23 protein-coding genes are annotated in these 26416 nt (G+C 69.4%); 20 read left to right on the forward strand and 3 right to left on the reverse strand.

All coding sequences use genetic code 11. The features are described from left to right. The first annotated feature begins 1 nt into the window (after position 1). The 12 genes from otnI to BM436_RS07290 all read left to right on the forward strand — a co-directional run bounded on the left by otnI (position 2) and on the right by BM436_RS07290 (position 12178). Positions 2 to 781: a 2-oxo-tetronate isomerase gene (gene otnI, locus BM436_RS07240; protein WP_093554841.1), complete on the forward strand. Its 780-nt coding sequence runs from the start codon at positions 2 to 4 to the stop codon at positions 779 to 781. Between the two features lie 87 nt (positions 782 to 868). Next, positions 869 to 1861 carry a D-erythronate dehydrogenase gene (gene denD, locus BM436_RS07245; protein WP_093554842.1) on the forward strand — a complete coding sequence of 331 codons (993 nt, stop codon included), beginning with the start codon at positions 869 to 871 and terminating at the stop codon, positions 1859 to 1861. 158 nt (positions 1862 to 2019) lie between these two features. Then, complete coding sequence (locus BM436_RS36975; protein WP_177307037.1) at positions 2020 to 2175, forward strand: hypothetical protein; 156 nt, start codon at positions 2020 to 2022, stop codon at positions 2173 to 2175. 98 nt (positions 2176 to 2273) lie between these two features. Next, entirely contained in the window at positions 2274 to 2945 is a 672-nt protein-coding gene (locus BM436_RS07250; protein ID WP_093554843.1) for an ABC transporter ATP-binding protein, read from the forward strand. After that, the gene (locus BM436_RS07255; protein ID WP_093554844.1) at positions 2942 to 5053 is read left to right on the forward strand and encodes an HlyD family secretion protein; all 2112 of its coding nucleotides are present in this window, start codon (positions 2942 to 2944) and stop codon (positions 5051 to 5053) included. The genes BM436_RS07250 and BM436_RS07255 overlap by 4 nt, the downstream gene beginning before the upstream one ends. Further along, positions 5050 to 6291 carry an efflux RND transporter periplasmic adaptor subunit gene (locus BM436_RS07260; protein ID WP_093554845.1) on the forward strand — a complete coding sequence of 414 codons (1242 nt, stop codon included), beginning with the start codon at positions 5050 to 5052 and terminating at the stop codon, positions 6289 to 6291. The genes BM436_RS07255 and BM436_RS07260 overlap by 4 nt, the downstream gene beginning before the upstream one ends. After that, on the forward strand, positions 6288 to 7523 hold the full coding sequence (locus BM436_RS07265; protein WP_093554846.1) for an ABC transporter permease: 1236 nt from the start codon (positions 6288 to 6290) through the stop codon (positions 7521 to 7523). Before BM436_RS07260 ends, BM436_RS07265 begins: the two co-directional genes overlap by 4 nt. A 44-nt stretch (positions 7524 to 7567) precedes the next feature. Further along, positions 7568 to 8263, forward strand: a complete 696-nt coding sequence (locus tag BM436_RS07270) for an SDR family NAD(P)-dependent oxidoreductase (protein ID WP_093554847.1) — start codon at positions 7568 to 7570, stop codon at positions 8261 to 8263. A 162-nt stretch (positions 8264 to 8425) separates the two neighbouring features. Further along, complete coding sequence (locus BM436_RS07275) at positions 8426 to 9400, forward strand: tripartite tricarboxylate transporter substrate binding protein BugD (RefSeq protein ID WP_093554848.1); 975 nt, start codon at positions 8426 to 8428, stop codon at positions 9398 to 9400. A 108-nt stretch (positions 9401 to 9508) separates the two neighbouring features. Beyond that, entirely contained in the window at positions 9509 to 9970 is a 462-nt protein-coding gene (locus BM436_RS07280; protein ID WP_093554849.1) for a tripartite tricarboxylate transporter TctB family protein, read from the forward strand. A 12-nt stretch (positions 9971 to 9982) separates the two neighbouring features. Next, positions 9983 to 11485 (forward strand): tripartite tricarboxylate transporter permease, encoded by a 1503-nt coding sequence (locus BM436_RS07285; RefSeq protein ID WP_093554850.1) that lies wholly within the window; start codon positions 9983 to 9985, stop codon positions 11483 to 11485. A 78-nt stretch (positions 11486 to 11563) separates the two neighbouring features. Then, a complete protein-coding gene (locus tag BM436_RS07290) occupies positions 11564 to 12178 on the forward strand; it encodes a hypothetical protein (RefSeq protein WP_093554851.1) in 615 nt (204 codons plus the stop codon). Between the two features lie 24 nt (positions 12179 to 12202). Here the strand turns inward: BM436_RS07290 and bktB are convergent, their stop codons facing one another. The 3 genes from bktB to BM436_RS07305 form a co-directional block, all read right to left on the reverse strand. Next, on the reverse strand, positions 12203 to 13384 hold the full coding sequence (gene bktB / locus BM436_RS07295; protein WP_093554852.1) for a beta-ketothiolase BktB: 1182 nt from the start codon (positions 13382 to 13384) through the stop codon (positions 12203 to 12205). Between the two features lie 120 nt (positions 13385 to 13504). Then, a complete protein-coding gene (locus BM436_RS07300) occupies positions 13505 to 14869 on the reverse strand; it encodes an amino acid permease (protein WP_093554853.1) in 1365 nt (454 codons plus the stop codon). 108 nt (positions 14870 to 14977) lie between these two features. Then, entirely contained in the window at positions 14978 to 15484 is a 507-nt protein-coding gene (locus BM436_RS07305) for a hemerythrin domain-containing protein (RefSeq protein WP_093554854.1), read from the reverse strand. A gap of 195 nt (positions 15485 to 15679) precedes the next feature. Here BM436_RS07305 and BM436_RS07310 point away from each other — a divergent pair, with 195 nt between their 5' ends. From BM436_RS07310 to BM436_RS07345, 8 genes are all read left to right on the forward strand, one after another. Further along, entirely contained in the window at positions 15680 to 16054 is a 375-nt protein-coding gene (locus BM436_RS07310; protein WP_093554855.1) for a BlaI/MecI/CopY family transcriptional regulator, read from the forward strand. Positions 16055 to 16056: 2 nt separating this feature from the next. After that, positions 16057 to 17694 carry a M23/M56 family metallopeptidase gene (locus BM436_RS07315; protein ID WP_093554856.1) on the forward strand — a complete coding sequence of 546 codons (1638 nt, stop codon included), beginning with the start codon at positions 16057 to 16059 and terminating at the stop codon, positions 17692 to 17694. 71 nt (positions 17695 to 17765) lie between these two features. Then, the gene (locus tag BM436_RS07320; RefSeq protein WP_093554857.1) at positions 17766 to 19859 is read left to right on the forward strand and encodes a TonB-dependent receptor; all 2094 of its coding nucleotides are present in this window, start codon (positions 17766 to 17768) and stop codon (positions 19857 to 19859) included. 129 nt (positions 19860 to 19988) lie between these two features. Continuing rightward, on the forward strand, positions 19989 to 21266 hold the full coding sequence (locus tag BM436_RS07325; protein WP_093554858.1) for a glycerate kinase type-2 family protein: 1278 nt from the start codon (positions 19989 to 19991) through the stop codon (positions 21264 to 21266). 158 nt (positions 21267 to 21424) lie between these two features. After that, entirely contained in the window at positions 21425 to 21994 is a 570-nt protein-coding gene (locus BM436_RS07330; RefSeq protein WP_093554859.1) for a transcriptional regulator, read from the forward strand. Next, positions 21991 to 23028: a sensor histidine kinase gene (locus BM436_RS07335; RefSeq protein ID WP_093554860.1), complete on the forward strand. Its 1038-nt coding sequence runs from the start codon at positions 21991 to 21993 to the stop codon at positions 23026 to 23028. Before BM436_RS07330 ends, BM436_RS07335 begins: the two co-directional genes overlap by 4 nt. Next, the gene (locus BM436_RS07340) at positions 23025 to 23783 is read left to right on the forward strand and encodes a LytR/AlgR family response regulator transcription factor (protein ID WP_093554861.1); all 759 of its coding nucleotides are present in this window, start codon (positions 23025 to 23027) and stop codon (positions 23781 to 23783) included. Before BM436_RS07335 ends, BM436_RS07340 begins: the two co-directional genes overlap by 4 nt. Before the next feature lie 248 nt (positions 23784 to 24031). After that, complete coding sequence (locus tag BM436_RS07345; protein WP_093554862.1) at positions 24032 to 26386, forward strand: sialidase family protein; 2355 nt, start codon at positions 24032 to 24034, stop codon at positions 26384 to 26386. Positions 26387 to 26416 lie beyond the last annotated feature (30 nt).

The raw sequence follows: 26416 nt of genomic DNA on the forward strand, positions 1-26416 counted from the left end.
CATGCCCAAATTCGCCGCCAACCTGACCATGATGTTCAACGAGGCGCCGTTCCCCGAGCGCTTCGCCGCCGCGGCCGCGGCGGGCTTCAAGGCCGTGGAGTTCCTGTTCCCCTACGACCATGCGCCGCACGAGGTGGCCGCCTGGCTGCGCGACAACGGCCTGGAGAACGCGCTGTTCAACCTGCCGCCGGGGGATTGGGCGGCGGGCGAGCGCGGCTTGGCCTCGCTGCCGGGCCGCGAGGACGAGTTCCGCGCCGGCGTGGCGCTCGCCATCGAATACGCGCTGGCGCTGGGGACCAGGCGCCTGCACATGATGGCCGGCCTGCTGCCGTCCGGCGCGGACCCGCGCGCGCATCGCGAGGTCTACCTGGGCAATCTGCGGCACGCGGCGCGGGAGGTCGCGCGGCACGGCATCGACCTGCTGATCGAGCCGATCAACAGCCGCGACATGCCGGGCTATTTCCTGTCCACCCAGGCGCAGGCGCACGCGCTGCGGCGCGAGGCGGGCGAGCCGAATGTGTATGTGCAGATGGATTTCTATCACGCGCAGATCATGGAGGGCGACCTGGCGGAGACGTTCAGGCGCAACCTCGCCGGCATCGGCCATGTGCAGATCGCCAGTGTGCCGAGCCGGAACGAGCCGGACGACGGGGAGGTCAATTATCCGTATCTGTTCCGATTGCTCGATGAATTGGGCTATGACGGCTGGGTGGGTTGCGAGTACCGGCCGCGTGGCCGGACCGAGGATGGATTGGGTTGGCTGGGCCGGGCCATGGCTTAAAAACAGAGGCAAAACCAGGGGACAGACCCTCCGGGGTCTGTCCCCTGCATCTGCCGTTGGTTTTCAATGATCAAAAGGAGAGCAAGCATGAAAGTACTGATCACCGGCGGCGCCGGCTTCCTCGGCCAGCGCCTGGCGCGCCAGTTGCTGGCGCGGGGCCGTTTGAACGACGGCGCGGGCCGGCCGCGGGCCATCACGGAACTGGTACTGGTGGACGTGGTCCCCGCGCCGGGCCCGGACGACACGCGTGTGCGCGTCGTCACCGGCGACATCGCGGACGGCGCGCTGATGCGCGGCATCCTGGACCGCGACACCAGCGCGGTGTTCCACCTGGCCGCCATCGTCAGCAGCCAGGCCGAGGCGGACTTCGAACTGGGCATGCGCATCAACCTGGACGCCTCGCGCCTGCTGCTGGAGATCTGCCGCGAACTGGGCCACCGTCCGCGCGTGGTGTTCACCAGTTCCGTCGCCGTCTACGGCGGCGAGCTGCCGGACCTGGTGCTGGACAGCACGGCGCGCAACCCGCAATCGTCCTACGGCGCGCAAAAGGCCATCGCCGAGCTGCTGCTCAACGACTACACCCGGCGCGGCATGGTCGACGGCCGCGTGCTGCGGCTGCCCACCATCAGCGTGCGCCCCGGCCTGCCGAACAAGGCCGCGTCCTCCTTCGCCAGCGGCATCATCCGAGAGCCGCTGAACGGCGTGGCGGCGGTCTGCCCGGTGTCGCCCGACCTGCGCCTATGGCTGCTGTCGCCGCGGCGCGCGACCGAGGCGCTGATCGCCGGCCACGAACTGGCGGCGGAGACGCTGGGCGCCAACCGCGCCGTCAACCTGCCGGGGCTGTCGGTCAGCGTCGGCGACATGGTGGCGGCGCTGGAACGGGCGGCCGGCCGGGCGGCGGTGGCGCGCATCCGCTACGAGCCCGATCCGGCGGTCGAGCGCATCGTGCGCGGCTGGCCGGCCGCCTGGGACGCGTCCCGCGCCCTGGAACTGGGCTTCGAGGCGGACGCCGATTTCGACGCCATCGTGCGCGCCTACATGGAGGACGACCTGGCGCCCGGTGGGCGGGTGCGGGACTAGATATCCAAATTGATATCGCATATATCAAATTATGAATTGGATTCATTATCGATAAACTCATAAGATGGTCTTCGGCGGCTTGATCTCGGTAACGATCTTAAAAGCGGCCTGGAAAACGTACCTAAGACACGTACCGTTAAAGATCAGGAGTGGAAGAGATGGGACAGCAGAAACAACCGACGAAGGAGCAAATCCGGCTCTACATGCAATCACGCAAATCGCAGCATTGCCCGCCGCCGTCGATACCGGAAATACGCCGGCAACTGGGCTGGGGCTTGGTGGCGCAGGCGCCGCAAGGCGGGGAGCGCGGCTAATTCGACCATCCCTCGCCCATCCGAAAGCATTGCTAATTGACAAAGCCCGGGACGGACGGGATACTGCGGACCCGATAGCAATTCGTTAATGGCGCCGCATGATCGAACTCCGTCAAGTCCGTAAAACCTACCGCCAGGGCGGCAACCAGATCCATGCGCTGGACGGCATCGATCTGCATGTCGCCCAAGGCGAATTCGTCGCCATCATGGGGCCGTCCGGCTCCGGCAAATCGACGCTGCTCAACGTGCTTGGCGCCCTGGACCGCCCGGACCACGGCAGCTACCGCCTCGGCCAGGACCAGGTGGGCGAGCTCGATGACGACGCCGCCTCCGACCTGCGCAACCGCCGCATCGGCTTCGTGTTCCAATCCTTCCATCTGCTGCCGCGCCTCACGGTGCTGGAGAACGTGCTGCTGCCGCTGCGCTACGCCCGCGTCCAGGACCCCGGCGCCGAGGCGCGCGCCCGCGCCCTGCTGGAACGCATCGGCCTGGGCGCCCGCGTGGGCCACCTGCCGGGCGAGCTGTCCGGCGGCCAGTTGCAGCGGGCCGCCATCGCGCGCGCCTTGCTCAATCGGCCGGCGCTGCTGCTGGCCGATGAACCCACCGGCAACCTCGATTCGAAAAGCGCGGCCGACGTGCTGGAGCTGCTGCGCGAATTGCACGCCGCCGGCCAGACCCTGGTGCTGGTGACGCACGATCCGGCCATCGCCGCCGGCGCCCAGCGCACCATCCACCTGCGCGACGGCCGCGTGGTCGAGGGCGCGCAATGAGCGCGCGCCACTTCGCCGCCGGGTTCTCGGCCTTGCTTCGGCCCGCGCTCCCGGCCTCGCGCCCCGCCGTCGCCGCCGTCCCGGCCATCCTTGCCGCCGCGCTGCTCGCGCAGGCCATGCCCGCGCCGGCGGTGGCCGCGTCCAGCCATCCGGCCGCCGCGCCGCGCCCCGTGCTGCTGACGGGACAGGTCGACGCCATCGATTCGCAGACCATCTTCGTGCCGCCCTCGCAATCCTCGCCCATCGTGTTGCGCAACTTCGTGGCCGAGGGCACCAGCGTGAAGGCCGGCGACGTGGTGCTGCGCATCGAAACCGGCGGCGCGGCCAATGTGGACCGCCTCAAGCTCGAACTGGAGCAGGCCCGTTCGCGCGCCGAACGCGAAGCGGCCAAACTGGAGGCGACCGCGATCGACGCCGAGAAGGCGCTGGCCACCGCGCGCGCCGCGCTGGCGAAGGCGAAGGTGGACGCGGTGCTGCCCAAGACCCAGATCGCGGCCCTCAATTACGATCGCAACCAAAACGAGCTGGACCGCGCGCAGCGCGACCTCGAAGTGCGCCAGGCGGCCTACGCCAACGCGCGCGACGCGGTCGCGCGGCGGCGACAAGACGGCGAACTGGAGGCCAAGAAGCTGCAGATCAATATCGCCTACCAGATCACGCAACTGGGGCAGTCCGAGGTGCGGGCCGCGCACGACGGCGTGGTGGTGCACGACTACAGCCCATGGCGCAACGAGCGCTTCGAGGAAGGCTCGACCGCCTGGCCGGGCAACGCCGCCGGCCGCGTGCTGGGCTCGGGCCCCATGGCCGTGGTGGTGTGGGCGCTGGAGGCGGACCGGCGCTTCCTGTCCGAAGGGCAGGGCGTGAACCTGCGTTTCGACGCCTTGCCCGGCGCCGCGGTGGTGGGCCGCATCGTGCGGATCACCAGCGCGCCAGAGGCGCGCGCCAGCTGGGGGCGGGGACGCTATTTCCGCGTCAGCGTCGCGCTGCCGGAGGGGCATGGCCTGGCGCTGGTGCCCGGCATGAGCGTGTTCGCCGAGCCTCTGGCCGGCGAGGGTAGCGCTACCGCCGCCAGCGCGCCGGGCCGGGCCGGCGCCGCCGCCGTGGTCAAGGCCCAAGCCGTGGCCAACGCCAGCGCCGTAGCCAAGGCCGACGCCAAGGCCAAGGTCAAGCCCCAGGCCGGGGCGAGCAAGGCCACCGGCGCGGAGCTGGCGATCGAGGGCGAGATCGCCTCGCGCCAGCCGCTGGCGATCGCGCCGCCGACCATCCCCTACATCTGGCAGTACAAGCTGGCGCGCATGGCGCCGGAAGGCGCGCTGGTGGCCGCCGGCCAGTCGGTGGCGCTGTTCGAATCGGCCGAGGTCACCAACCGGCTGATGGAGCAGCAAGGCACGCTGAACGAAAAGCAGCGCGCGCTGGAAAAGCTCAAGCTCGACCACGCCGAGGCGGCCCGCGCCGGCGACCTGGCCGTCTCCGAGGCGCAGAGCAACGCGGAGAAGTCCGCGCGCAAGGCCAACCTGCCGCCCGAGCTGATACAACGCACCGAGTACGACAAGCTGGTCATCGAGCGCGCCCTGAACGCCGAACTGGCCAAGCTGGCGATCGAACAGCGCAAGGCGCAGGAGCGCGCGCGCCGGGCCGAGATGGCGGGCATGGAGTCCGAGGTGGCCAAGCTGCGGCAGTCGATCGCGGAACTGGCCAAGGGCCGCGCCGCGCTGGACGTGGTGGCGCCGCGCGCCGGCCGGGTGCTGTACCGCACCAGCTTCACCGGCGAGAAGTTCGCCCCCGGCAGCCAGATCTGGATGGGGCTGTCGGTGGCCACGCTGGCCGACCCGGAACGCCTGTACGTCAGCGCCGCGGCGCCGGAGGCGCAGGTGCATGGCGTGCGGGTGGGGCAGGCCGCGCGCGTCACCGTGTCCGGCGCCAACCAGGCCTACGCGGCCCGGGTGACGGCGCTGGGACGCGCCTTCCATGGCAAGTCGACCGTGCAGTCGCTGATGGTGCGCGACGTCGAGCTGGAATTCGACAGCCCGCCGCAGGGACTGAAGCCGGGAGCGGCGGTGCAGGTGCTGCTGACGCCCGCCCTGGAGAAATCGGAGAAAGCCAAATGAAGACCTTCCCCCACAAGGGCGTGGCCCGGACGCTGGCGCCGTCGTTGATCGCGCTGGCGTTGCCGGCGCTGCTGTCGGCCTGCGGCCAGGACGTCGCCGCGCGCGACGGCGCCAGCGAAGTCCTCGCCAGCCGCGCCTGGAACGAGACGCTGGCCGTGGACGGCGAGATCAAGGCCGCCGCCGACACGCCGCTGGCGGTGCCGGGCAGCGGCTGGCAGACGCGCAGGCTGGTCGAGATGGTGCCGGACGGCGGCTTCGTGCAAAAGGGCCAGGTGGTGGCCCGTTTCGACGCGCCCCAGGCGCGCATGGAGCTGTCGCAGGCGGAAACCGAATTGCTGCGCAAGACCTTGGCCGAACTGGAGATCGAAGCCGGCGCGCAAGCCGAGCAGCGCGCGCTGGCCGCCGACGGCGCCAAGGTGGACGCCGACCTGGGCATGAGCCGGCGCTACGCGAATATCGACCTGAGCATCTTCGCCCGCAACTTCACCCTCGACGCGCTGGCCGACGTCGGCTTCCTCAGCGACAAACGGGCCTACCTGGACTGGAAAAAAGACCAGGCGCAGGCGCGCAGCGGCGCCCAGGAGGCGCTGCTGCGCTCCCAGCGCGACAGCGTCAGCCAGAACGCCGACGAGAAGCGCCGCAGCCTGGCCTCGCTGGAGCTGACGGCGCCGCACGACGGCGTGTTCCTGCTGGCGGCCGGCTGGGACGGCAGCAAGCCGCAGATCGGTTCCAACCAGACCGCCGGGCAGCCATTCGGCTCGCTGCCCGACATGGAACGCCTGAACGCCCATTTCAGCGTGCCGGAGGGGCAGGCCTACGGCTTGAAGACCGGCCTGCCGGTGCGCGTGCGCCTGGCCGGCACCGGCACCGAGATCGAGTTGTCGGTGACGGCGCTCGGCAACAGCGCCAGCGCCAGGTCGGGCGAGTCTCCGGTCAAATACAGCGAGTTCGACGCGGCGGTGCCGCCGGACGTGGCGCGGCGGCTGAAGCTGCAGCCGGGCCAGGCCCTGCGCGGCCAGGTCAGCCTGGTGGCGCGGCCGGCGGCGCTGACCGTGCCCAATATCGCGCTGGTGCAGGAAGGGGCCGGCTACGCGGTCTACACCGAGGAGGGCGGCAGGCAGGTGCGGCACGCGGTGGAGCTGGGCCTGCGCGGGCCGGTGCGCAGCGAACTCAAATCGGGCCCGGCGGCGGGCGCCCGCATCGTGCTGTTGCCCGGGGCGGCGAAGGAAAAATCATGAACATGGCGCTGATACGCGAGGCCGTGGTGGAACTGAAGCGGCGCAAGCTGCGCACCGGCCTGACCCTGCTGGGCATGGTGTTCGGCGTGGCCGCCATCGTCGCCATGCTGGCCGTGGGCGAGGGCAGCAAGCGCGAGGCCCTGCGCCTGGTGGCCGAACTGGGGCTGGACAATGTGCTGGTCGAGAGCAAGGGCATGGAGCCGGAGCAGCTCAAGGAGATCCGCGCCCGTTCGCTCGGCCTGTCGGCGGCCGACGCCGCCGCCGCGCTGTCGGTGGTGCCGGGCGCGCGCTCGGTGGCGATGCGCAAGGAGATCAAGGTCGACCAGTTGGCCGTCGGCGACACGGTGCAGCCCGCGCGCGCGTTCGCGGTCTCGCCGGAAATGGCGGAGCACAGCGGCCTGCGCATGGCCGCCGGGCGCTGGTTCGCGCCCGACGACGGCGCCACGCTGGCGCCGGTGTGCGTGCTGGGCGCGCGGCTGGCGGACAAGCTGTTCGGCGACGCCAGCCCGCTCGGCCAGCGCGTGAAATTGAACCATGTGTGGCTGGAGGTGGTCGGCGTGCTGGCCGACCGCAGCCTGGGCAAGGCCGAATTCGAGGGCGTCAAGCTGGGGCTGGACGACGAGCGCCTGTTCGTGCCCTGGGAGACCGGGCGCGCGCGCTTCAATTTCAAGTTGATCGAGGACGAGGTGGACGGCGTCAGCGTGCGCCTGCATCCGGGCGCCGCGCCGGACGCCGCCGCGCGCGTGCTGCAGGCGCTGATCGCCCAGCGCCACGCCGGCGCCGACGACACCAACCTGATCGTGCCGCTCGGCCTGTACCGCCAGAACCAGCAGACCCAGCGCATCTTCACCATCGTCATGAGCTCGATCGCGGCGGTGTCGCTGCTGGTGGGCGGCATCGGCATCATGAACATCATGCTGGCCAACGTGCTCGAACGGCGCCGCGAGGTGGGCCTGAAGCGCGCGCTGGGCGCGCGGCGGCGCGACGTGATCGAGCAGTTCCTGGCCGAGGCGCTGGTGATCGCCGTCAGCGGCGCGGCCTGCGGGATGCTGCTGGGGGCCGTCGCCGCCTACACCATCGCGGCGCTGGCCGGATGGTCGGTCGCGTGGTCGGCGCCGGCCATGATCGCGGCGGTGTCGCTGTGCGTGGGCGTCGGGCTGGCGTTCGGCGTGTTCCCGGCGCGCCAGGCGGCGGCGCTCGATCCCATCGCGGCGCTGCGCAGCGACGGCTAGCGGGGCGGTATCATGCAAGCCGTGACCACCATGGAGCAAGTGAAATGAATACGGATCTGGTAGTAGTGACGGGTGCCGCCGGCGCCCTGGGCAAGGCGGTGTGCGCGGCTTTCCTGGAGAGGGGCGCCCGGGTGCTGGCGCTCGACATCGGCGAGGAACCGCTGCGGGCGGCCTACGGCGGGGACGGGCGGGTACGCACCCTGGCCGTCGACCTGGTCGACGCGGCCAAATCGCGCGCGGCGATCGCCGCGGCGCTGGCCGCCGACGGCCCGGCCGCGGCGCTGTGCAATATCGCCGGCGGCTTCGACATGGGGCCGGCCGTGCACGAGGACGACGGCGCCCTGTGGCGCCGCATGATGGACCTGAACGTGGCCACCCTGGTCAACGCCAGCGCCGCCGTGGCGCCGGGCATGCTCGCGGCGGGCCGGGGCGCCATCGTCAACGTGGCGGCGGCGTCGGCCGCCAGCGGCAAGGCCGGCATGGGCGCCTACATCGCCTCCAAGGACGCTGTGGCGCGGCTGACCGAGACCATGGCCCAGGAATTGCGCGGGCGGGGCGTGAACGTGAACGCGGTGGCGCCCAGCATCCTGGACACGCCGGCCAACCGGGCCGCCATGCCGGGCGCCGATCCGGCCAAGTGGGTGGCCCTGGCCGATTTGGCGGCGGTGATCGTGTTCCTCGCCTCGCCCCAGGCCAAGGCCGTGCATGGCGCGGTGCTCCCGGTACTTGGTTTAAGCTGATTCGGGGAAAAATCGGTGTTGTGGGTTTCCACAATTGCGGTGATGGTTGGTGATCCGGTAAAAAGGGTATATACGTAATCGTATAGAAGAAAGTATGATGCTTTTGCCTATCGTGCGGATGAGTTACTACCTTCAAAATAGTGAGAAAGAGGACTGACACCCATGAAAATCAGATATTTGCCGATCGCCGCCGCCCTTGCCATGCTGGGCGCCACCACCGTCCACGCCGAGGACTACCCCACCAAGACCATCACCATGGTCGTGCCGTTCGCGGCCGGCGGCCCCACCGACACTGTTGCGCGTTTGGTCGCGCAATCGATGGGCACCAAGCTGAAACAGCAGATCATCGTGGAGAACGTCGGCGGCGCCGGCGGCACCATCGGCGCCGCGCGCGTCGCCAAATCCGCGCCGGACGGCTACACCATCTTCCTGCACCACATCGGCCAGTCCACCGCGCCGGCCCTGTACCGCAAGCTGAGCTACAACGCGCTGACCGACTTCGAGCCGGTCGGCCTGGTGACCGACGTGCCGATGACGCTGGTGGCGCGCAAGGACTTCCCGGCCAAGGACTTCAAGGAGCTGCTGGCCTACGTGAAGGCCAACAAGGCCAAGGTCACCTACGCCAACGCCGGCCTGGGTTCGGCCTCGCACCTGTGCGGCATGCTGTTCATGACCGCCATCGGCACCGACCTGACCACGGTGCCCTACAAGGGCACCGGCCCGGCCATGAACGACCTGCTGGGCGGCCAGGTGGACTTCATGTGCGACCAGACCACCAACACCACCAGCCAGATCAAGAGCGGCAAGATCAAGGTCTACGGCGTGACCACCAAGACCCGCCTGCCGTCCATGCCGGACGTGCCGACCCTGAACGAGGCCGGCCTGCCGGGCTTCGAGGTGGCGGTGTGGCATGGCCTGTACGCGCCCAAGGGCACGCCCAAGCCCATCATCGACGCGCTGTCCGGCGCGTTGCTGACGGCGCTGAAGGACCCCACCGTCAAGCAGCGCTTCGCCGACCTGGGCACCGAGCCCGTGCCGGAGGCGCGCGCCAAGCCGGAGGTGCTGCGCGCCTTCCTGAAGTCGGAAATCGACCGCTGGGCGCCGATCATCCAGAAAGCCGGCGCCTACGCCGACTAAGCACGGCCGCGCCGCGGCCGGCGCATATATAACAATTCCACATCCCGCCGCGGCGGATCGACGCGGTCCGCCGCGGCAGGGATGGGCACTCACTCGAAGGGGACCGTTTTGCCATCCTTTATCCGCCATCCAAAAGACTTTTGGACAGGTATCATCTTTCTGCTGTTCGGCCTGACCGCCGTCGTCCTGGGCCAGGAGCACGCCATGGGCACCGCCGGCCGCATGGGCCCGGCGTATTTCCCCACCATCCTCGGTTCCCTGCTGGCCCTGATCGGCGCGGTCGGCATCGCCCGCTCCTTCGTGCGCAAGGGCGAGGCCGTGAGCAAGTTCTACGTCAAGGAACTGGTGCTGGTGCTGGCGGCCGTGCTGCTGTTCGGCCTGCTGATGCGCGGCGCCGGCCTGGTGCCGGCCGTGCTGGTGCTGGTCATCCTCAGCGCCTACGCCAGCGACAAGTTCCAGCTGGTCCCCACACTGCTGCTGGCCGCCGGACTGGCCGCCTTCAGCGTCCTGGTGTTCGTCAAGCTGCTGGGCTTGCCGATGCCGATCCTCGGCCCATGGCTGGGCTTTTAAACGGGAGCGGCAATGGAAATCTTTAGCAACCTGGGTCTCGGCATCGAGACCGCGTTCACCCTGACCAACCTGCTGTACTGCCTGATCGGCGTGTTCGTCGGCACGGCGGTCGGCGTGCTGCCCGGCCTCGGCCCGGTGGCCACCATCGCCATGCTGCTGCCGGCCACCTTCGGCCTGCCGCCGATCTCGGCGCTGATCATGCTGTCCGGCATCTACTACGGCGCCCAGTACGGCGGCTCCACCACCGCCATCCTGGTCAACCTGCCGGGCGAGTCGTCCTCGGTGGTGACGGCCATCGACGGCTACCAGATGGCCCGCAACGGCCAGGCCGGCAAGGCGCTGGCGACGGCGGCCCTGGGCTCCTTCTTCGCCGGCTCGGTGGCCACCGTGCTGCTGGCGCTGTTCGCGCCGCCGCTGGCCGACCTGGCCCTCAAATTCGGTCCCGCCGAGTACTTCTCGCTGATGGTGCTGGGCCTGGTGGCCTCGGTGGTGCTGGCCAGCGGCTCGCTGCTGAACGCCATCGGCATGGTGATCCTGGGCCTGCTGCTCGGCCTGGTGGGCACCGACGTCAATTCCGGCGCGGCGCGCTACACCTTCGACCTGCCGCAACTGGCCGACGGCATCAACTTCGTGATCGTCGCCATGGGCATGTTCGGCATCGGCGAGATCGTGCGCAACCTCGAGCACGACGAGGGCCGCAACCTGCTGATGAAGAAGGTCTCCGGCCTGATGCTGACCAAGGAGGACTTCAAGCGCATCATCGCGCCGGTCTTCCGCGGCACCATCCTGGGCTCGGCGCTGGGCATCCTGCCCGGCGGCGGCGCCATGCTGGCGTCCTTCGCCGCCTATTCGATCGAGAAGAAGGTGTCGAAGAACTCGGCGATGTTCGGCAAGGGCGCGATCGAGGGCGTGGCCGCCCCCGAGGCGGCCAACAACGCCGGCGCGCAGACCTCGTTCATCCCGATGCTGACGCTGGGCATCCCGTCCAACCCGGTGATGGCGCTGATGATCGGCGCGATGATCATCCAGGGCATCCAGCCCGGCCCGGCCGTGATGACCGAGCAGCCCGCGCTGTTCTGGGGCTTGATCGTCTCCATGTGGATCGGCAACCTGTTCCTGGTGGTGCTGAACCTGCCGATGATCGGCCTGTGGGTCAAGATGATCATGGTTCCCTACCACCGCCTGTATCCGGCCATCCTGATGTTCTGCGCGATCGGCGTGTTCAGCCTGAACAACAGCGACTTCGACGTGTGGCTGATGGCGTTGTTCGGCCTGTTCGGCTACATCTGCGCGAAACTGGAGGCGGAACCGGCGCCGATGCTGCTGGGCTTCATCATCGGACCGATGATGGAGGAGTACCTGCGCCGCGCCATGCTGCTGTCGCACAGCGATCCGCTGGTGTTCGTGCAGCGTCCGATCAGCGCCGTCATGCTGGGGCTGGCCGTGGCCGCGCTGGCCGTGGTGCTGTCGCCATCGCTGCGCAAGAAGCGTGAAGAGGCCTTCCACGAGGATTGACCTCGAGGGGCGCCGCGTCCAACCGCGGCGCCCCGATTCATGGCCCCCGCGGGTGGGCCGCCCCAAGGAAGGGATCAAGTGAGCAAGACGAATTTCGCCGTCATCATCGCCAAGGCCACGGTTTGCACCGTGGCCTTGGCGTTTCCGCTGGCCGCCAGCGCCTATCCCAGCCCGCACGTCGTGCAGGGCGTGCGCGTGGGCGACAACAAATACAAGGTCATCGGCATTTCCAACATGAAGTGCGCGCAGATGTCCGGGCAGAAGCTGCCCTACGAGGAGCGCGGCGGGGTCGACGCGCTGGTGTGCAACTGGAGCTCCAGCCAGCCCGGCGGCAAGGCCTTCATCGTGCTGAACAAGGCCGTGCCGGACACCTTGACGGTGAAGTTCTACACGCCGTCGCAGCGGGTGGGGGAGGTGACGGCCGTGTATCCGGCCAGCGTGGGCTACGACAAGCTGCGCGCGGAGTTCGGCGCCGCGCCGTACAAGGAGATCAAGCCCGCCAAGGGCCAGCCCGGAGAGGCTTACTGGGTGGACGGCGAACTGCTGACCCGTCTCTCTTGCGGCAAGAAGGAATGCACGGTGACCTCGGGCAGCAACTACGACAAGGCCTTCAAGATGACGGAGGCCGACCGCGCCGCCGCCAGGGAGGCGCGCAGGAAGGGGGACGCCGGCAAGGAAGGCGCCGCCCGCTGAATCCGGCGGCGCCCCGTGCCGCGATTACAGGCGCTCGAAGATGGCCGCGATGCCCTGGCCGCCGCCGATGCACATGGTGACCAGCGCGTAGCGGCCGCCGGTGCGTCGCAGCTCGTACAGCGCCTTCACGCTGATGATGGCGCCGGTCGCGCCGATCGGGTGGCCCAGGCCGATGCCCGAACCGTTCGGGTTCACCTTGGCCGGGTCCAGGCCCAGTTCCTTGGCCACCGCGCACGCCTGCGCGGCGAAGGCCTCGTTGGCCTCCACCACGTCGATGTCGGCCACCGTCAGGCCGGCGCGCTCCAGCGCCTTGCGGCTGGCCGGCACGGGACCGATGCCCATGTACTTCGGATCCACGCCGGCGTTGGCGTAGGACACCAGGCGCGCCAGCGGCTTGAGGCCGCGCCGCTCGGCCACGCCGCGCTCCATCAGCACCAGCGCCGCGGCGCCGTCGTTCAGGCCGGAGGCGTTGCCGGCGGTGACGCTGCCGTCCTTCTTGAAGGCGGTGCGCATGGCGGCCAGGCTTTCCAGCGTGGTGTCGGCGCGCACGTGCTCGTCGGCCTCGAACAGCACCTCGCCCTTGCGCGACTTGACGGCCACCGGCAGGATCTGTTCCTTGAAGTAGCCGGCCGCGGTGGCGCGGGCGGCGCGGCTGTGCGATTCCAGCGCCAGCGCGTCCTGCGCCTCGCGCGAAATCTCGTAGCGCTCGGCCACGTTCTCGGCGGTGATGCCCATGTGGACGCTGTCGAACGGGTCGGTCAGCGCGCCGGTCATCATGTCGGTGAACTTGCCGTCACCCATGCGGGTGCCCCAGCGCAGGCCGTTGGTGGAGTGCGGCGCGCGGCTCATGCTCTCGGCGCCGCCGGCCACGGCGATGTCCGCGTCGCCCAGCAGGATGGCTTGCGCGGCGGTGATCACGGCCTGCAGGCCGGAGCCGCACAGGCGGTTCACCGTCAGCGCGGGCGTCTCGTGGCCAATGCCGGCGTTCACGGCCGCCACGCGGGAAATGTACATGTCCTTCGGCTCGGTGTGGATCACGCTGCCGAACACCACGTGGCCTACCTCCTCGCCGTTCACGCCGGCGCGGGCCAGCGCCTCGCGGGTGACGCGCGCCGCCAGTTCGGTTGGTGGGAAGTCCTTCAGGCTGCCGCCAAAGTCGCCGATGGCGGTGCGCACACCGCTGACGATCACTACTTCACGTTGCATACAGTACTCCGGTTGGTTGAAATGGTGCGGTGCACTGTAGCACGGGGAGGGTGGGGTGGCAAAAAAAGAGAACGGTCGTGCTGTTAACTTTACGCCACACCCTCGGAGATCACCGGCGCCTCACGCCGCGGCGGTGGCGGCGTTGCGGCCCTTGATCCAGTAACCCACGCCCAGCACCGCCAGCCACACCGGGATCAGGTAGACCGACAGGCGCAGGCCCGGCGTCAGGTACATGATCACCAGGATGGCGGCCAGGAAGGCCAGGCACAGGTAGTTGGTGAACGGGTGGCCCAGGCTCTGGAAGGCCGTGGCCTGGCCGGCCGCGCGTTTTTGCGCGCGGAAGCGCAGGTGGATCCAGCTGATCATGCCCCAGTTGATGATCAGCGCCGACACCACCAGCCCCATCAGGAAGCCGAAGGCCTCGCCTGGCAGGAAGTAGTTGATGACGACGCAGGCGCCGGTGGCCACGGCGGACACGCCCAGCGCGGCCAGCGGCACGCCGCGCTTGTTCACCGTCAGCAGCGCGCGCGGCGCGTTGCCCTGCTTGGCCAGGCCGAACAGCATGCGGCTGTTGCAGTACACGCAGCTGTTGTACACCGACAGCGCCGCCGTCAGCACCACCACGTTCAGGATGTGCGCCACCAGGTGGCTGTCCATGGCCTGGAAGATCAGCACGAAGGGGCTGCCGCCGGTGACCACCTTCTGCCACGGATACAGCGACAGCAGCACGCCCAGCGCGCCGACGTAGAAGATCAGGATGCGGTAGATGGCCTGGTTGGTGGCCTTGGGGATGGTTTCCGAGGGATTGTCCGCCTCGGCGGCGGTGATGCCCACCAGTTCCAGGCCGCCGAACGAGAACATGATGACGGCCATCGCCATCACCAGGCCGCCCACGCCGTTGGGGAAGAAGCCGCCGTGCTGCCACAGGTTGGCGACCGTGGCCTGCGGCCCGGCCTCGCCGGAGACCAGCAGGTAGGCGCCGAACACGATCATGCCGACGATGGCGACCACCTTGATGATGGCGAACCAGAACTCCATCTCGCCGAAGGCCTTCACGTTCAGCAGGCTGATGGAATTGATGATCAGGAAGAAGGCCAGCGCCGTGACCCAGGTGGGCACCTCCGGCCACCAGAACTGGATGTACACGCCCACCGCCGACAGCTCGGCCATGGAGACCAGCACGTACAACACCCAGTAGTTCCAGCCCGACATGAAGCCGGCCAGGTTGCCGCAGTATTTGTCGGCGAAATAGCTGAAGGAGCCGGCCACCGGCTCGTCCACCACCATCTCGCCCAGCTGGCGCATGATGAGGAAGGCGATCACCCCCGCCACCGCATAGCCCAGCAGGACCGACGGTCCCGCCATCTTGATCGTCTCCGCGATCCCCAGGAACAGACCGGTCCCGATCGCACCGCCCAGCGCGATAAGCTGGATGTGCCGGGTCTTCAGGCCACGCTTTAACTCGTTTTTGCCGTCGTCTATCATTCGTCTTTTTTCCGGTTTGGTTATTGGCGGCACGCCGCCGGCGACCAGATTCTAAAAGAAAAAGCCCACCGGCGGTGGGCTTAGATGTAGACCAGGGAGGGGAAGGCTTTATTCTTCGGCGATGCCGGCTTTTCGTTCCGCCATCTGCCGCCCCAGCGTCGCCAGGTCCAGTTTGGCCTTGCGCACTTTGGGGAACATCTCGTCCTCTTCCTCCTTCACGTGGTGGTCGATCTGCTCCGACAGCACCTTGACCTTGGCGTCGAACAGGTCGTCGCCGGCGTCCATGGACTGGATCTGGCCGATGAGCTGCTTGGCCGAGGCGTGCTCCACCACCGCCTCGTCGATCAGGTCCTCGAATTCCTTGCCGGCGGCGCGCACGGCGGGGTAGAAGATCTCCTCCTCGACCATCGTGTGCTTGGTCAGCTCCATGCAGATCTCGTCGGCCAGCTTCTTCTTGCTGACCATGGCGCGGTCGCCGAGGTCCTCGAACTGTTCAAACAGGTCCTTCACGTGCTCGTGGTCCTCCATCAGCAGCCCGATCGCGTCCAGCTGTTTCGATTCGGTGGCGATGGGCTTCGACGCGGCGCGTTTGGACGATGTTGGGGTGGTACGCATGATGTTGGCTCCTCAGGTAAGTGGCTGATGCATGCCGTAGTGTGGCCTTGCCGAGCGGCCGGTTCGGTGCGCGAATTAACGCAGAAGCGAACACGGTAGTGAACGAACATGGCATGCGACAAATGTCGCATATTGTTATTGCGGCCATGCGACAGTTGTCGTACCATGGCGTCTCATGTCACACGGAGGATAACCATGACCACGCCATCGGTTACGGAATTGAGTTTGTTGAAATGCCTGTGGAAGGAGCAGCCGCTGAGCGCGCGCGAAATCCACGAACGCGTTGTGGCGGAACTGGACTGGTCGTATTCGTCCACCCGCAAGACGCTGGACCGCATGCTGGAAAAGGGGATGGTCGCGCAGCAGGCGCTGCACGGCGTCAACGTCTATAGCGCGACGCTGGAAAAGGTCGCCACGCTGGCCGCGTTCGCGCACGATTTCGGCAAGCGCGTGATGGAAATGGACGCGCCCCTGCCCGTCAATATGTTCACCGGCAGCAAATTGGTCGACCAGGGCGAACTGGCGGCGCTGGAACAGCTGCTGCAGGACTGGCCGGAAGGGAAGGAGTGAGCATGGCCGGATACGCCATTTATGTGTCATATGCCGCCATGGCGCTGCCGCTGCTGCAGGCCAGCGCGACCTGTATCGCGGCCGGGGCCGTGGCCTGGGCCGTGCTGAAGCTGGCCCTGCGCCGCTGGCCCGGGGCCGCGTCGCAGCGTTTCGTGTGGTTGCTGGCGCAATGCGCGGTGGCCGCCACGTTTGTCGCCGTGCTGCTGCCCGGAAGCGGCGAGTTGAGCGTCGTGCCGGCGATCGAGATCGCCGCCGAAGAGGGGGGCGCCGCCTTGTCCGCCATGGCCGGCGGGGGGAACCTGTTGCCACGGCTGGGGTCAGACCCGCGGGGTCTGACCCCGGGTTTTGCACCGGTTTTTGGCGCGAACGAATTCCCGGAGGTGCCGGCTTGGCTCGCCATCGCGGCGCTGACGTGGCTGGCGTGCTACGCGGCCGGCTTTGCGCGGGCGCTGTGGCGTTGGCGCAAGGCGGCCGCCGCCATGCGGGGCCTGCTGGCCAGCGCCGAGCCGCTGGACGCGGCCGGCCTGCGCGCGCATGCCGGATTCGCCGCGCAAGCGTCCTTGCCGGCCATCTCCGTGCTGGAAACGGATGCCGCCATCTCCCCCATGCTGGTGGGCCTGACGCGTCCCTTGCTGCTGCTGCCGCGCCATCTGCGCGGGTTCGACGCGCTGCAGCAGCAACTGATCGTCGCGCATGAACTGACCCATTGGCGCCGGCGCGACCATTGGTGGCTGCACGCCAGCCTGCTGTTGCAGACCGTGTTCTGGTTCAATCCCGCCATGCGCGCCCTGGGCGGACAACTGAGCTGCGCGCAGGAACTGGGCTGCGACCGTGCCGTGCTGGCCAGCCGTCCCGCTGCGCAGCGCCAGAGCTACGCCGCCGCGCTGCTGGCGCAGCTGAAGCTGGGCATGGGGGAGGGCGCCTGCGCCACGGCGGCCTTCGGCGGCCCTGGGCTGGCCGCGCTGGGCGCGCGCATCCGCCTTATACGGCAGTCGGACCTGGGCCGCTCCGGCGTGGTGGGCGTGGCGGGACGCGCCGTGCTGGGCGCCGCCGCGCTGGCGCTGCTGGCCGCCAGCGTGCTGCTGCAGCCGGCGTTCGCCTGGCGTGGCGTCACGCGGGACGCGCTGCCGGCCACCAAGTCCGATATCACCAGGGATAACCCCGCGGACGCGGCCCCCGTCGCCGTATGGCGCTCCCCGCTGGAACGTCCCCGCGTGAGCAGCTTTTACGGTCCGCGGCCCAAGCCCATCGACACGGCGGCCAGCTTCCACCACGGCCTGGACTTCGCCGCCAGGACCGGCACGCCCATCCGGGCGCCGGCGCCCGGCAAGGTGGCCGTGTCGACCGATCTGTACGAGGGCCAGGCCAAGTGGGGCAAGGTCATCGTGATCGAACACGCGGACGGCCTGCGCTCGCTGTACGCCCACCTGGACCAGCGCGCCGTGCGCGCCGGCGACACCGTTCAGCCGGGGCAGGTGATCGGCAGGACCGGCGCCACCGGCCGCGCCACCGGCCCCCACCTGCACCTCGAAGTGCAGCGCAACGGCGAGCATATCGACCCGCAACGCCTGATCGCCCGCCTGGACGACACGGCGCTGCCCTCCGCGCTGCGCGCCCGCGCGTCCCGCGCCAGCAACTAAATCCCATCCGGTTCAACGAAGTCCACGCCCTCGCGGCGGGACTTCGCACGTCCCTACAACGAAGGAAAAGCATGCAATCACGTTTATGCGCGCTGGCCGCCGCATTGGCTTGCCACGCGAGCGCCTCGGCGCAGGAAGTGCAAAAAGTCCAGGTGACGGGCGCCAAATACGACCAGCGCCGCCAGGACACCGCCAGCACCATCGTCCTCGGCGCCGAGGAGCTGCGGCGCCAGGGCGACCGCACGCTGGCCGAGGTGCTGAGGCGCGTGGCCGGCATCACCGTCGGCGACGGCGCCGGCAAGGGCGGCGAGATACGCATGCGCGGCCTGGGCAACGGCTACACGCAGATCCTGCTGAACGGCACGGCGGCGCCGGCGGGCTTCGCGATCGACGCGCTGTCGCCGGACCTGATCGAGCGGGTGGAGATCCTGCGCACCGCCTCGTCCGAACTGGGCGCGCAGTCCATCGCCGGCACCATCAACATCATCCTGCGCAAGGGCGCGCCGCGCGCGAGCAAGGAGCTCAAGCCAGGCATGGCCTGGGCGGGCGGGGAGCGCCGTCCCAGCCTGTCGCTGCTGGCGTCGGACAAGGTCGACGCGCTGTCGTGGAGCGTGGCGGCGACCGCCAGCCAGACCGGCGAGCCGGACGACACCGTGTACCGCGAAACGGTGACGGCGCCCGACGGCACGCTGGTCACGGACCGCCTGAACCCCGTGCATGAGCGGAACAAGGGGCTGTCGCTGAACATCACGCCACGGCTGAATTGGAGCGGCAACGGCGACGCCTGGAGCCTGCAGGGCTACATCACGCCCTACAAGCGCACCACGGCGGTCGATGCGCGGGAGACGCTGCTGGCCGGCGAGTACTCGGCGGTCCCGCGGAACGGCAGGCGGGTGGACCTGCGCGGCGTGCTGCTGCGCGGCGACCTCGAATGGCGGCGCGCGCTTGCAAGCGGCGCGAAGCTGGAGGCCAAACTGGGCGGCCTGCACAATCCCCGCGGTTCGGACTACGAGTTCCACTCCATGGCGGGCGGCGTGCGCTCGCCGGACCTGCGGCGGGTGCGCTCCGATATCGACGAGAGCGGCGCGACCTTTAGCGGCAAGTACGTGGCGCCGGCCGCCGGCGGGCACGCGCTGGCGCTGGGATGGGACACCGGCCACACCGAGCGCTCGCAAAGCCGCATGGAGCATGACTTCATGCTCGCCGCCGACATCGCCGAACTGTACGACGGCACCATACGGCGCGCGGCGCTCTACGCGCAGGACGACTGGGACATCGCCCCGGCCTGGTCGCTGTCCGCCGGCCTGCGCTGGGAATCGCTGGCGACGCGTATCGCCGGCACCGGCGTGGCGGAGGTGGCGCGGCGCTCGTCCATCCCGGCCCCGACGGTGCAGCTGTTGTACAAGCCCACGCCGCGGGACCAGTTCCGCGCCGGCTTGGCGCGCACCTACAAGGCGCCGGCCATGCTGGACCTGATCCCGCGCCGCTACACGGTCGACAACAACAACACCCAGACCAACCCGGACACCAGGGGCAACCCGGCCCTGCGGCCCGAAACGGCCTGGGGCATGGACGTGGCTTACGACCACTATCCGGCCAAGGACGGCCTGCTCGGCGCCAGCGCCTACTTGCGCCGCATCGACGACGTGACCTTGCCGCTGCTGCTGAACGAGGGCGGACGCTGGGTCCGGACGCCGTCCAACCAGGGCAGGGCGGATGCCTGGGGCGTGGCGCTGGAGGCGAAGGGCGCGCTCGGCCCCGCGTTCACGGGGCGCGCCAGCCTCGCGCGCAACTGGTCGCGCGTGGCCGCCGTCGCCGGGCCGGACAACCGGCTGGACCGCCAGCCCAAGCTGACCGCGAGCGTGGGCCTGGACTACAAGGCGGGCGACGCGTTCAAGGCGGGCGCCGATTTCAGCCACCAGTCCGGCGGCCGCGCGCGGGTGTCCGCCCAGCTGTCCTCGGTGGCGCCGGCGCAGCGCAAACTGGACCTGTACGCGGTGTGGAGCCTGGCCGCGGCCACCAGGCTGCGCCTGGGCGCGTCCAACCTGTTGCGGCGCGACACGCAGGCCGTCCAGGCCTACGCCGGCCCGGCCGGCACCCGGCGCGTGGAGGGGCTGACCAGCGGATACGCGACGTTGCGGGCCGGTATCGAGCATAATTGGTAGCGCATTGTTAGCGCATGGTCGGTTCATATAGGGCCATGCTGATATCGCCGCTCACTCCAGGCGCATAACGCGCGGGGCAAAGCGTGCGACTATCCGGCATCGCCCATCAAAGTTTCAAGGAGCCAGTTCATGTCAGACCACACCGATCCGCGCGCGCTGCTGCGCCGCATGTTCGACGCCGCCGTCGCGGCCGCCCAGCCGTCGCTGTGCCTGCCCCCGCATTTGCCCGCGCCGCCGCGCGGCCGCACGCTGGTGATCGGCGCCGGCAAGGCGTCGGCCGAAATGGCGCGCGTGGTGGAACAGCACTGGCCCGGCGAATTGAGCGGCCTGGTGGTCACGCGCTACGACTACGGCGTGCCGTGCTCGCGCATCGAGATCGTCGAGGCGGCCCACCCGGTGCCCGACCAGGCCGGCCTGGACGCGGCCCGCCGCATGCTGGACCTGGTGTCCGGCCTGACCGCCGACGACCTGGTGATCTGCCTGATCTCCGGTGGCGGCTCCTCGCTGCTGCCGCTGCCCGATCCGGCGCTGGACCTGGCCACCAAGCAGGACATCAACCGCGCGCTGCTCAAGAGCGGCGCCACCATCAGCGAAATGAACTGCGTGCGGCGCCACCTGTCGGCCATCAAGGGCGGCCGCCTGGCCGCCGCCTGCCACCCGGCCAAGGTCGTCACGCTGCTGATCTCGGACGTGCCGGGCGACGATCCGGCCGATATCGCCTCCGGCCCGACCTGCGAGGACCGCACCACCTGCGCCGACGCGCTGGCCATCCTGAAACGCTACGGGATCGCCGTGCCGGACGGCGTGCGCGAGCTGCTGGAAAGCGGCCGCGGCGAGACCATCAAGCCGGGCGACAAGCGCCTGGAGGGCAACGACATCCGCATGATCACCGCGCCGCAGATCGCGCTGGAGGCCGCCGCCGCCGTGGCGCGCGACGCCGGTGTGGCGGTGCACATCCTGGGCGACAGCATCGAGGGCGAGGCGCGCGACGTGGGCATCGTCATGGCGGGCATCGCGCGCCAGGTGGCGCTGCGCGGCCAGCCGTTCCAGGCCCCGTGCATCCTGCTCTCGGGCGGCGAAACCACGGTGACGGTGCGCGGCAAGGGCAGGGGCGGACGCAATGTGGAGTTCCTGCTGTCGCTGGGCGTGTCGCTGAACGGCCATGCCGGCATCCACGCCATTGCCTGCGACACGGACGGCGTGGACGGCCAGGAGGAAATCGCCGGCGGCATCCTGACGCCGGATTCGCTGGCGCGCGCGTGGGGCAAGGGCGTCAAGGCGCGCGAGAGCCTGGCCAACAACGACGGCCACGGCTTCTTCCAGGCGCTGGGCGACTCCGTCGTCTGCGGCCCGACCCTCACCAACGTCAACGACTTCCGCGCGATCTTCATCGCCGGGACGAAGTAGGCTTACCTCCCCTCCGGCGCCGGCCGCGGATCGCTTATCCGCCCGGCGCCGCGCTCATCGCGGCCCGCCCGCGCCGGTCGCATCGCTCCCCGGGCCCGCCCCCATTCGGGCAAAGTGACCGGCATGACAACTTCGTCATGCCATGGGAGAATGCCAATATGAAACCTCAATTCGTCGTCCTGGCCGGCCTGGCCGCATCGTCCCTGCTGGCGCTGGCCCAGCCTGCCCCGCAGTTGCCAGCGCCCTGGATGGTGGCCGGGCAGTCGCCCCACCAGTACGAGGCCGGGGTCGACGCCGACGGCCGCGGCAGCGGCGCCAAGGGCGCCAAGTACCTGCGCCACGCCAACGGCGATGGCGCCAGCTGGGCCACGCTGATGCAGCAGTTCTCGGCCGAGTCCTATCGGGGCAAGCGGGTCCGTTTCTCCGCCAACGTGAGGACGCAGGACGTGACCTGGTCCGGCCTATGGATGCGGGTGGACCTGGACAACAACGCCAGCGGACCGTTCTACAACAGCCAGGACCGGCCCATCAAGGGCACCACCTCCTGGGCGCGACGCAGCGTGGTGCTGGACGTGCCGGCCAACGCGAAGGTCATTTCGATCGGGGTGATCGGCGACGGCAAGGGCGAGACCTGGATCGACGAGCTGAAGGTGGAGGCGGTCGGCGAGAACGTCCCGGTCGACAAGTTCCCCAACCGGCCCGAATTGCCGAAAGCGCCAACGCTGTGACGTCCGGACCGTCCGCCGCGCTGGCGCGCATCGCCGGCGCCAGCCCGCGCCAGGCGCTGGCCAGCCTGGCGCTGGCCGCCGGCATGGCCGCCGTGGCGTGGCGCGCGGGGGAGCTGGCGTGGCTATCCCTGTTCGCCGTGTTCCTGCTGGTGTCGGCCTTCGGCGCGGCCTCCTTGCGGCTGGCGCGCGCGTTCCCGCGGCCCGCCGCCGTCCAGGGTTGGCGCTGGGCGTGGCTGGCCTTGCTGGCGGGCCTGGCCGCCGGCGCCGGCGCCGGTACGCTGGTGTACCAGGCGGCGGTGGACGCGGCCGGCGTGGCGGGCATCGGCGGCGGCAAGGTGTACGGCGGCGCGCTGGCCTTCGGCGCCGCCGTGCTGGCGCTGCCGCTGGTCTACGCCCAGCGCCAGGCCCAGGAGCTGCACATGGCGGCGCTGAAGCAGGCCGCCCTGTCGGCCGAGCTGAAGTCGCTGCAGGCCCAGGTCGAGCCGCACTTCCTCTACAACACGCTGGCCAACACGCGCTACCTGGCGCGGCACGATCCCGACAAGGCGGTGCGCATGCTGGACCATCTGATCGCCTACCTGCGCACCGCGCTGCCGGACCTGCGCACGCCGTCGTCCACCTTGGCGCGCGAGTTCCAGCTGGCGGAGCACTATCTGGCGCTGATGGCGATACGCTTCGGCGACAGGCTGGCGTTCGAGCTGGCCTGTCCGCCGGACCTGGAGGGCGCGGCGATGCCGCCGCTGATGCTGATGTCGCTGGTGGAAAACGCCGTGCGCCACGGCGTGGAGCCCAAGCCGGGCGCGGTGCGCGTGAAACTGGCGGCGGCGCGCGACGGCGCCCGCCTGCGCGTGCTGGTGTGCGACGACGGCGCGGGCCTGGAGGGCACGGTGTTCGGCAGCGGCGTGGGCCTGCGCAATGTGCGCGAGCGGCTGGCCGCGCTGTACGACGGCGCCGGCGGCTTCGAACTGCGCGCCGCGGCCGGCGGCGGGGCGGAGGCCGAGCTGCGCCTGCCATTGAGCTTCGAGGCGGCATGAGAGGCGGTCCCGCTCCCCGCGTCCTGATCGCGGACGACGAGCCACTGCTGCGCGCCGAGCTGCGCGAAGCCCTGCGCCAGCTATGGCCGGAGGCGGCCGTGGTGGCCGAGGCGGCGGACGGCTACGAGGCGCTGCGCCTGGCGCGGGCCTGTGAACCCGACGTGGCCTTCCTCGACATCCGCATGCCGGGCCTGAACGGGCTGGAAGTGGCGCGCGCCTTCGCGGCCCGCGCCCACGTGGTGTTCGTCACCGCGCACCAGGAGCACGCGGTGGCGGCCTTCGACGAGGGCGCCGTGGACTACGTGCTCAAGCCGCTGGAGGCCTCGCGCGTGGCGCGCTGCGTGGAGCGGCTGCGCGGCCGGCTGTCGCTGCCCCCGCCGGACCTGACGCGGCTGATGGAGCGCCTGCAGGCGGCGCCGGCCGCGCCAAGCGCGCCCGCCTGGCTGCAGGCCTCGGTCGGCGCCACCATCCATTTCATCGACCTGGCCGACGTGGTGTACTTCTCGGCCGAGGCGAAATACGTGCGGGTGGTGACCGACAAGCTGGAGGCGCATATCCGCACGCCGCTCAAGGAACTGGCCGAAACGCTGGACTCGGCCGGTTTCTGGCAGATCCACCGCGGCCACGTGGTGGCGGTCAAGCGCATCGCCGCCGCCAGCCGCGACGCCGACGGCGCCCTGTGGCTGACCCTGCGCGGCCACGCCGCGCGGCTGCCCGTCAGCCAGCGTTTCCAGCACCGCTTCAAGGGCATGTAAGACCTTCCTCCCGCCGCCGTTCTGGCAAAAAATGATAGCCGTTCTCATCAATAATGTAATGGACGGTCAAAATGTCCGATATATATACTGGACATTCAGGTGCTGTATATCTTTCCAGAAACGGATGCGGCACCTCCGCATGAGGTGCGCCGAATGCCGGTGGGGACGGGCGCTTTCGGCCCATGGGCGGCAAGCCCCGCCATACCGGTAAGTCACGATTCATCATTTTTCTTGGAGCTCAATCAAGTATGAACAAGAACCAAATCATCGTCCTGAGCGGCCTGCTGGCCGGTCTGGCCGGCCTGGTGGCTGGATGCGGCGGCGGCGACGGCGCCGGATCGGCGGCCGGGATCGGCGCCACCAAGATGGGCGCCCCGGCCCCCGTCAAGGCGACCCGCTGGGCGAGCGTGAAGTTCGGCGGCGGCGGCTATGTGCCCGGCCTGATCTACCACCCGACCAGCCCGGACGTGCTGTACGCGCGCACCGACATCGGCGGCGCCTACCGCTGGGACGCCGCCACCAACGCGTGGGTGGCGATCACCGACGGCTTCGGCCCCACCGAGGGCTTCCACCACGGCAGCGAGACCATGGCGCTCGATCCGAACGACGACAAGCGCGTCTACATGAGCACCGGCATGTACCTCTCGGAAAACCCCAACGCGCGCCTGTACATTTCCACCGACCGCGGCGACAACTGGCAATACGTCAACCTGCCGTTCTCGGCCGGCAGCAACAACCAGGGCCGCGCCGTCGGCGAACGCCTGATGGTGGACCCCAACAAGCCTTCCATCCTGTTCTACGCCACCCGCGCCAACGGCCTGTGGAAGAGCGCCGACTACGGCCAGACCTGGAACCAGGTGTCGTCGCTGTCCTCGCACAACATGAGCAAGGCCGAGATCGAGGGCGTCTTCTGGAGCGGCGTGGTCGGCGTGGAGCAGGTCATCTTCGACACCTCGACCAAGGGCACCGGCAACGCCACCCAGACCATCTACACGGCCGTCGCGCCGGACTACGCCAACGTGGCCGGGCTGACGCACAATATGTACAAGACCACCGATGGCGGCGCGACCTGGACCGGCATCGCCGTGCCCGAGGACGTGAAGGGCTTCATCGTGCCCCACATGGTGCGCAACAAGGACGGCATGATGTATGTGGCCTTCACCAAGGACACCGGTCCCGGCGCGGGCGGCCCGTCGCGGCTGTACAAATTCGACGGCGCCAACTGGACCCTGCTGAGGAAATTCGACACCCAGCAATGGGTCAACTTCGGCATGGGCGGCCTGTCCGTGTCCGGCACCGGCGCCAGCACCCGCATCGCGCTGGGCGTGTCCAACTCGTGGGGCAACTACGACGGCATGCCGGCGGTGCAGCTGTCGGACGACGCCGGCGCCACCTGGCGCGAGATCGCCGCGATGGCCCCGCACCTGCCGGACAGCGGCTTCTACGGCTGGATCGACGACGTCGAGATCGATCCGAAAAACCCGGACCACATCCTGCACGTGCATGGCGGCGGCGTGTGGGAAACCAAGAACGCGTCGGCGGCCAAGCCCACCTGGACCAACGCATCCGAAGGCATCGAGGAGGTGGCCACCAAGGCCCTGACGGCGCCGCCCCCGGGCGCCAACTACACGCTGCTGCGCGCCGCGCTGGACGTCGGCACGGCCGTGCAGACGGAACTGTTCAAGTCGCCCACGCGCGGCTCGTGGGGCATGTTCAACAGCACCTACGGCGTCGACATGGCCTGGTCCAACCCGGCCTACATCGCCACCACCGGCTCGCCCGGCTGGAACACCCCCAACGTGGCCGGCGCCTATTCCACCGACTCCGGCGTGACCTGGAAGGGCTTCGCGACCAACCATCCGGACGCGCTGGGCAACACCAGCGACGCGTCCAACCTGGCCGTCACCAAGACCGGCCACGTGGTCTGGGCCCCGTCCCACGCGGCGCCGGCCTACACCACCGACAACGGCGCGACCTGGACCTACACCAACCTGCCGGCCCTGAACCACATGGGCATCGACCGCGCCTACAAGGTGGTGGCGGACCGCAAGAACCCGAACAAGGTGTACGCCTACAACTCGGGCGGCTCGTGGTGGACGCAGTGGGGCGAAACGGCGCACTTCTACACCTCCACCGACGGCGGCCGCACTTTCACCGAGAGCGTCTCGTTCCCGTCCAAGAGCTGGACGGTGGACTTCTTCGCCTCGTCGATCGCGGTCAATCCGAACGCGGAGGGCGACATCTGGGTGGCCGACGGCCTGAACATCCTGCACTCGGTCGATTCGGGCGCCACCTGGACCAAGCTGAACGTGACCACGCCGATCTGGGGCAATGGCCAGTGGACCCCGGACGTGTACGGCGCCACCTCCATCACCCTGGGCAAGGCGCCGGCCGACGCGAAGTACTCGTCCTCGATCTACCTGGCCGGCGTGATCGGCAACGTGTGGGGCGTGCACCGCTCGGACGACGGCGGCGTCACCTGGACCCGCTTCAACGACGACAAGCACCAGTTCGGCGGCATGGGCACGCTGGCGGCCGACCAGACCGTCCCGGGGCGCCTGTACCTCAGCGGCGGCGGCCGCGGCGTCCTGTTCAGCTACTGACGCGCCCGCATCAACCATACACTCAGGAGA

Source organism: Pseudoduganella namucuonensis (genome assembly GCF_900116645.1).
Lineage (GTDB): Bacteria > Pseudomonadota > Gammaproteobacteria > Burkholderiales > Burkholderiaceae_D > Rugamonas > Rugamonas namucuonensis.

What these genes read in the sequence shown, in the direction of transcription:
- otnI (WP_093554841.1), top strand. Translation starts at nt 2, where the DNA reads ATGCCCAAATTCGCCGCCAACCTGACCATGATGTTCAACGAGGCGCCG.
- denD (WP_093554842.1), top strand. Translation starts at nt 869, where the DNA reads ATGAAAGTACTGATCACCGGCGGCGCCGGCTTCCTCGGCCAGCGCCTG.
- BM436_RS36975 (WP_177307037.1), top strand. Translation starts at nt 2,020, where the DNA reads ATGGGACAGCAGAAACAACCGACGAAGGAGCAAATCCGGCTCTACATG.
- BM436_RS07250 (WP_093554843.1), top strand. Translation starts at nt 2,274, where the DNA reads ATGATCGAACTCCGTCAAGTCCGTAAAACCTACCGCCAGGGCGGCAAC.
- BM436_RS07255 (WP_093554844.1), top strand. Translation starts at nt 2,942, where the DNA reads ATGAGCGCGCGCCACTTCGCCGCCGGGTTCTCGGCCTTGCTTCGGCCC.
- BM436_RS07260 (WP_093554845.1), top strand. Translation starts at nt 5,050, where the DNA reads ATGAAGACCTTCCCCCACAAGGGCGTGGCCCGGACGCTGGCGCCGTCG.
- BM436_RS07265 (WP_093554846.1), top strand. Translation starts at nt 6,288, where the DNA reads ATGAACATGGCGCTGATACGCGAGGCCGTGGTGGAACTGAAGCGGCGC.
- BM436_RS07270 (WP_093554847.1), top strand. Translation starts at nt 7,568, where the DNA reads ATGAATACGGATCTGGTAGTAGTGACGGGTGCCGCCGGCGCCCTGGGC.
- BM436_RS07275 (WP_093554848.1), top strand. Translation starts at nt 8,426, where the DNA reads ATGAAAATCAGATATTTGCCGATCGCCGCCGCCCTTGCCATGCTGGGC.
- BM436_RS07285 (WP_093554850.1), top strand. Translation starts at nt 9,983, where the DNA reads ATGGAAATCTTTAGCAACCTGGGTCTCGGCATCGAGACCGCGTTCACC.
- bktB (WP_093554852.1), bottom strand. Translation starts at nt 13,384, where the DNA reads ATGCAACGTGAAGTAGTGATCGTCAGCGGTGTGCGCACCGCCATCGGC.
- BM436_RS07300 (WP_093554853.1), bottom strand. Translation starts at nt 14,869, where the DNA reads ATGATAGACGACGGCAAAAACGAGTTAAAGCGTGGCCTGAAGACCCGG.
- BM436_RS07305 (WP_093554854.1), bottom strand. Translation starts at nt 15,484, where the DNA reads ATGCGTACCACCCCAACATCGTCCAAACGCGCCGCGTCGAAGCCCATC.
- BM436_RS07310 (WP_093554855.1), top strand. Translation starts at nt 15,680, where the DNA reads ATGACCACGCCATCGGTTACGGAATTGAGTTTGTTGAAATGCCTGTGG.
- BM436_RS07315 (WP_093554856.1), top strand. Translation starts at nt 16,057, where the DNA reads ATGGCCGGATACGCCATTTATGTGTCATATGCCGCCATGGCGCTGCCG.
- BM436_RS07320 (WP_093554857.1), top strand. Translation starts at nt 17,766, where the DNA reads ATGCAATCACGTTTATGCGCGCTGGCCGCCGCATTGGCTTGCCACGCG.
- BM436_RS07325 (WP_093554858.1), top strand. Translation starts at nt 19,989, where the DNA reads ATGTCAGACCACACCGATCCGCGCGCGCTGCTGCGCCGCATGTTCGAC.
- BM436_RS07330 (WP_093554859.1), top strand. Translation starts at nt 21,425, where the DNA reads ATGAAACCTCAATTCGTCGTCCTGGCCGGCCTGGCCGCATCGTCCCTG.
- BM436_RS07340 (WP_093554861.1), top strand. Translation starts at nt 23,025, where the DNA reads ATGAGAGGCGGTCCCGCTCCCCGCGTCCTGATCGCGGACGACGAGCCA.
- BM436_RS07345 (WP_093554862.1), top strand. Translation starts at nt 24,032, where the DNA reads ATGAACAAGAACCAAATCATCGTCCTGAGCGGCCTGCTGGCCGGTCTG.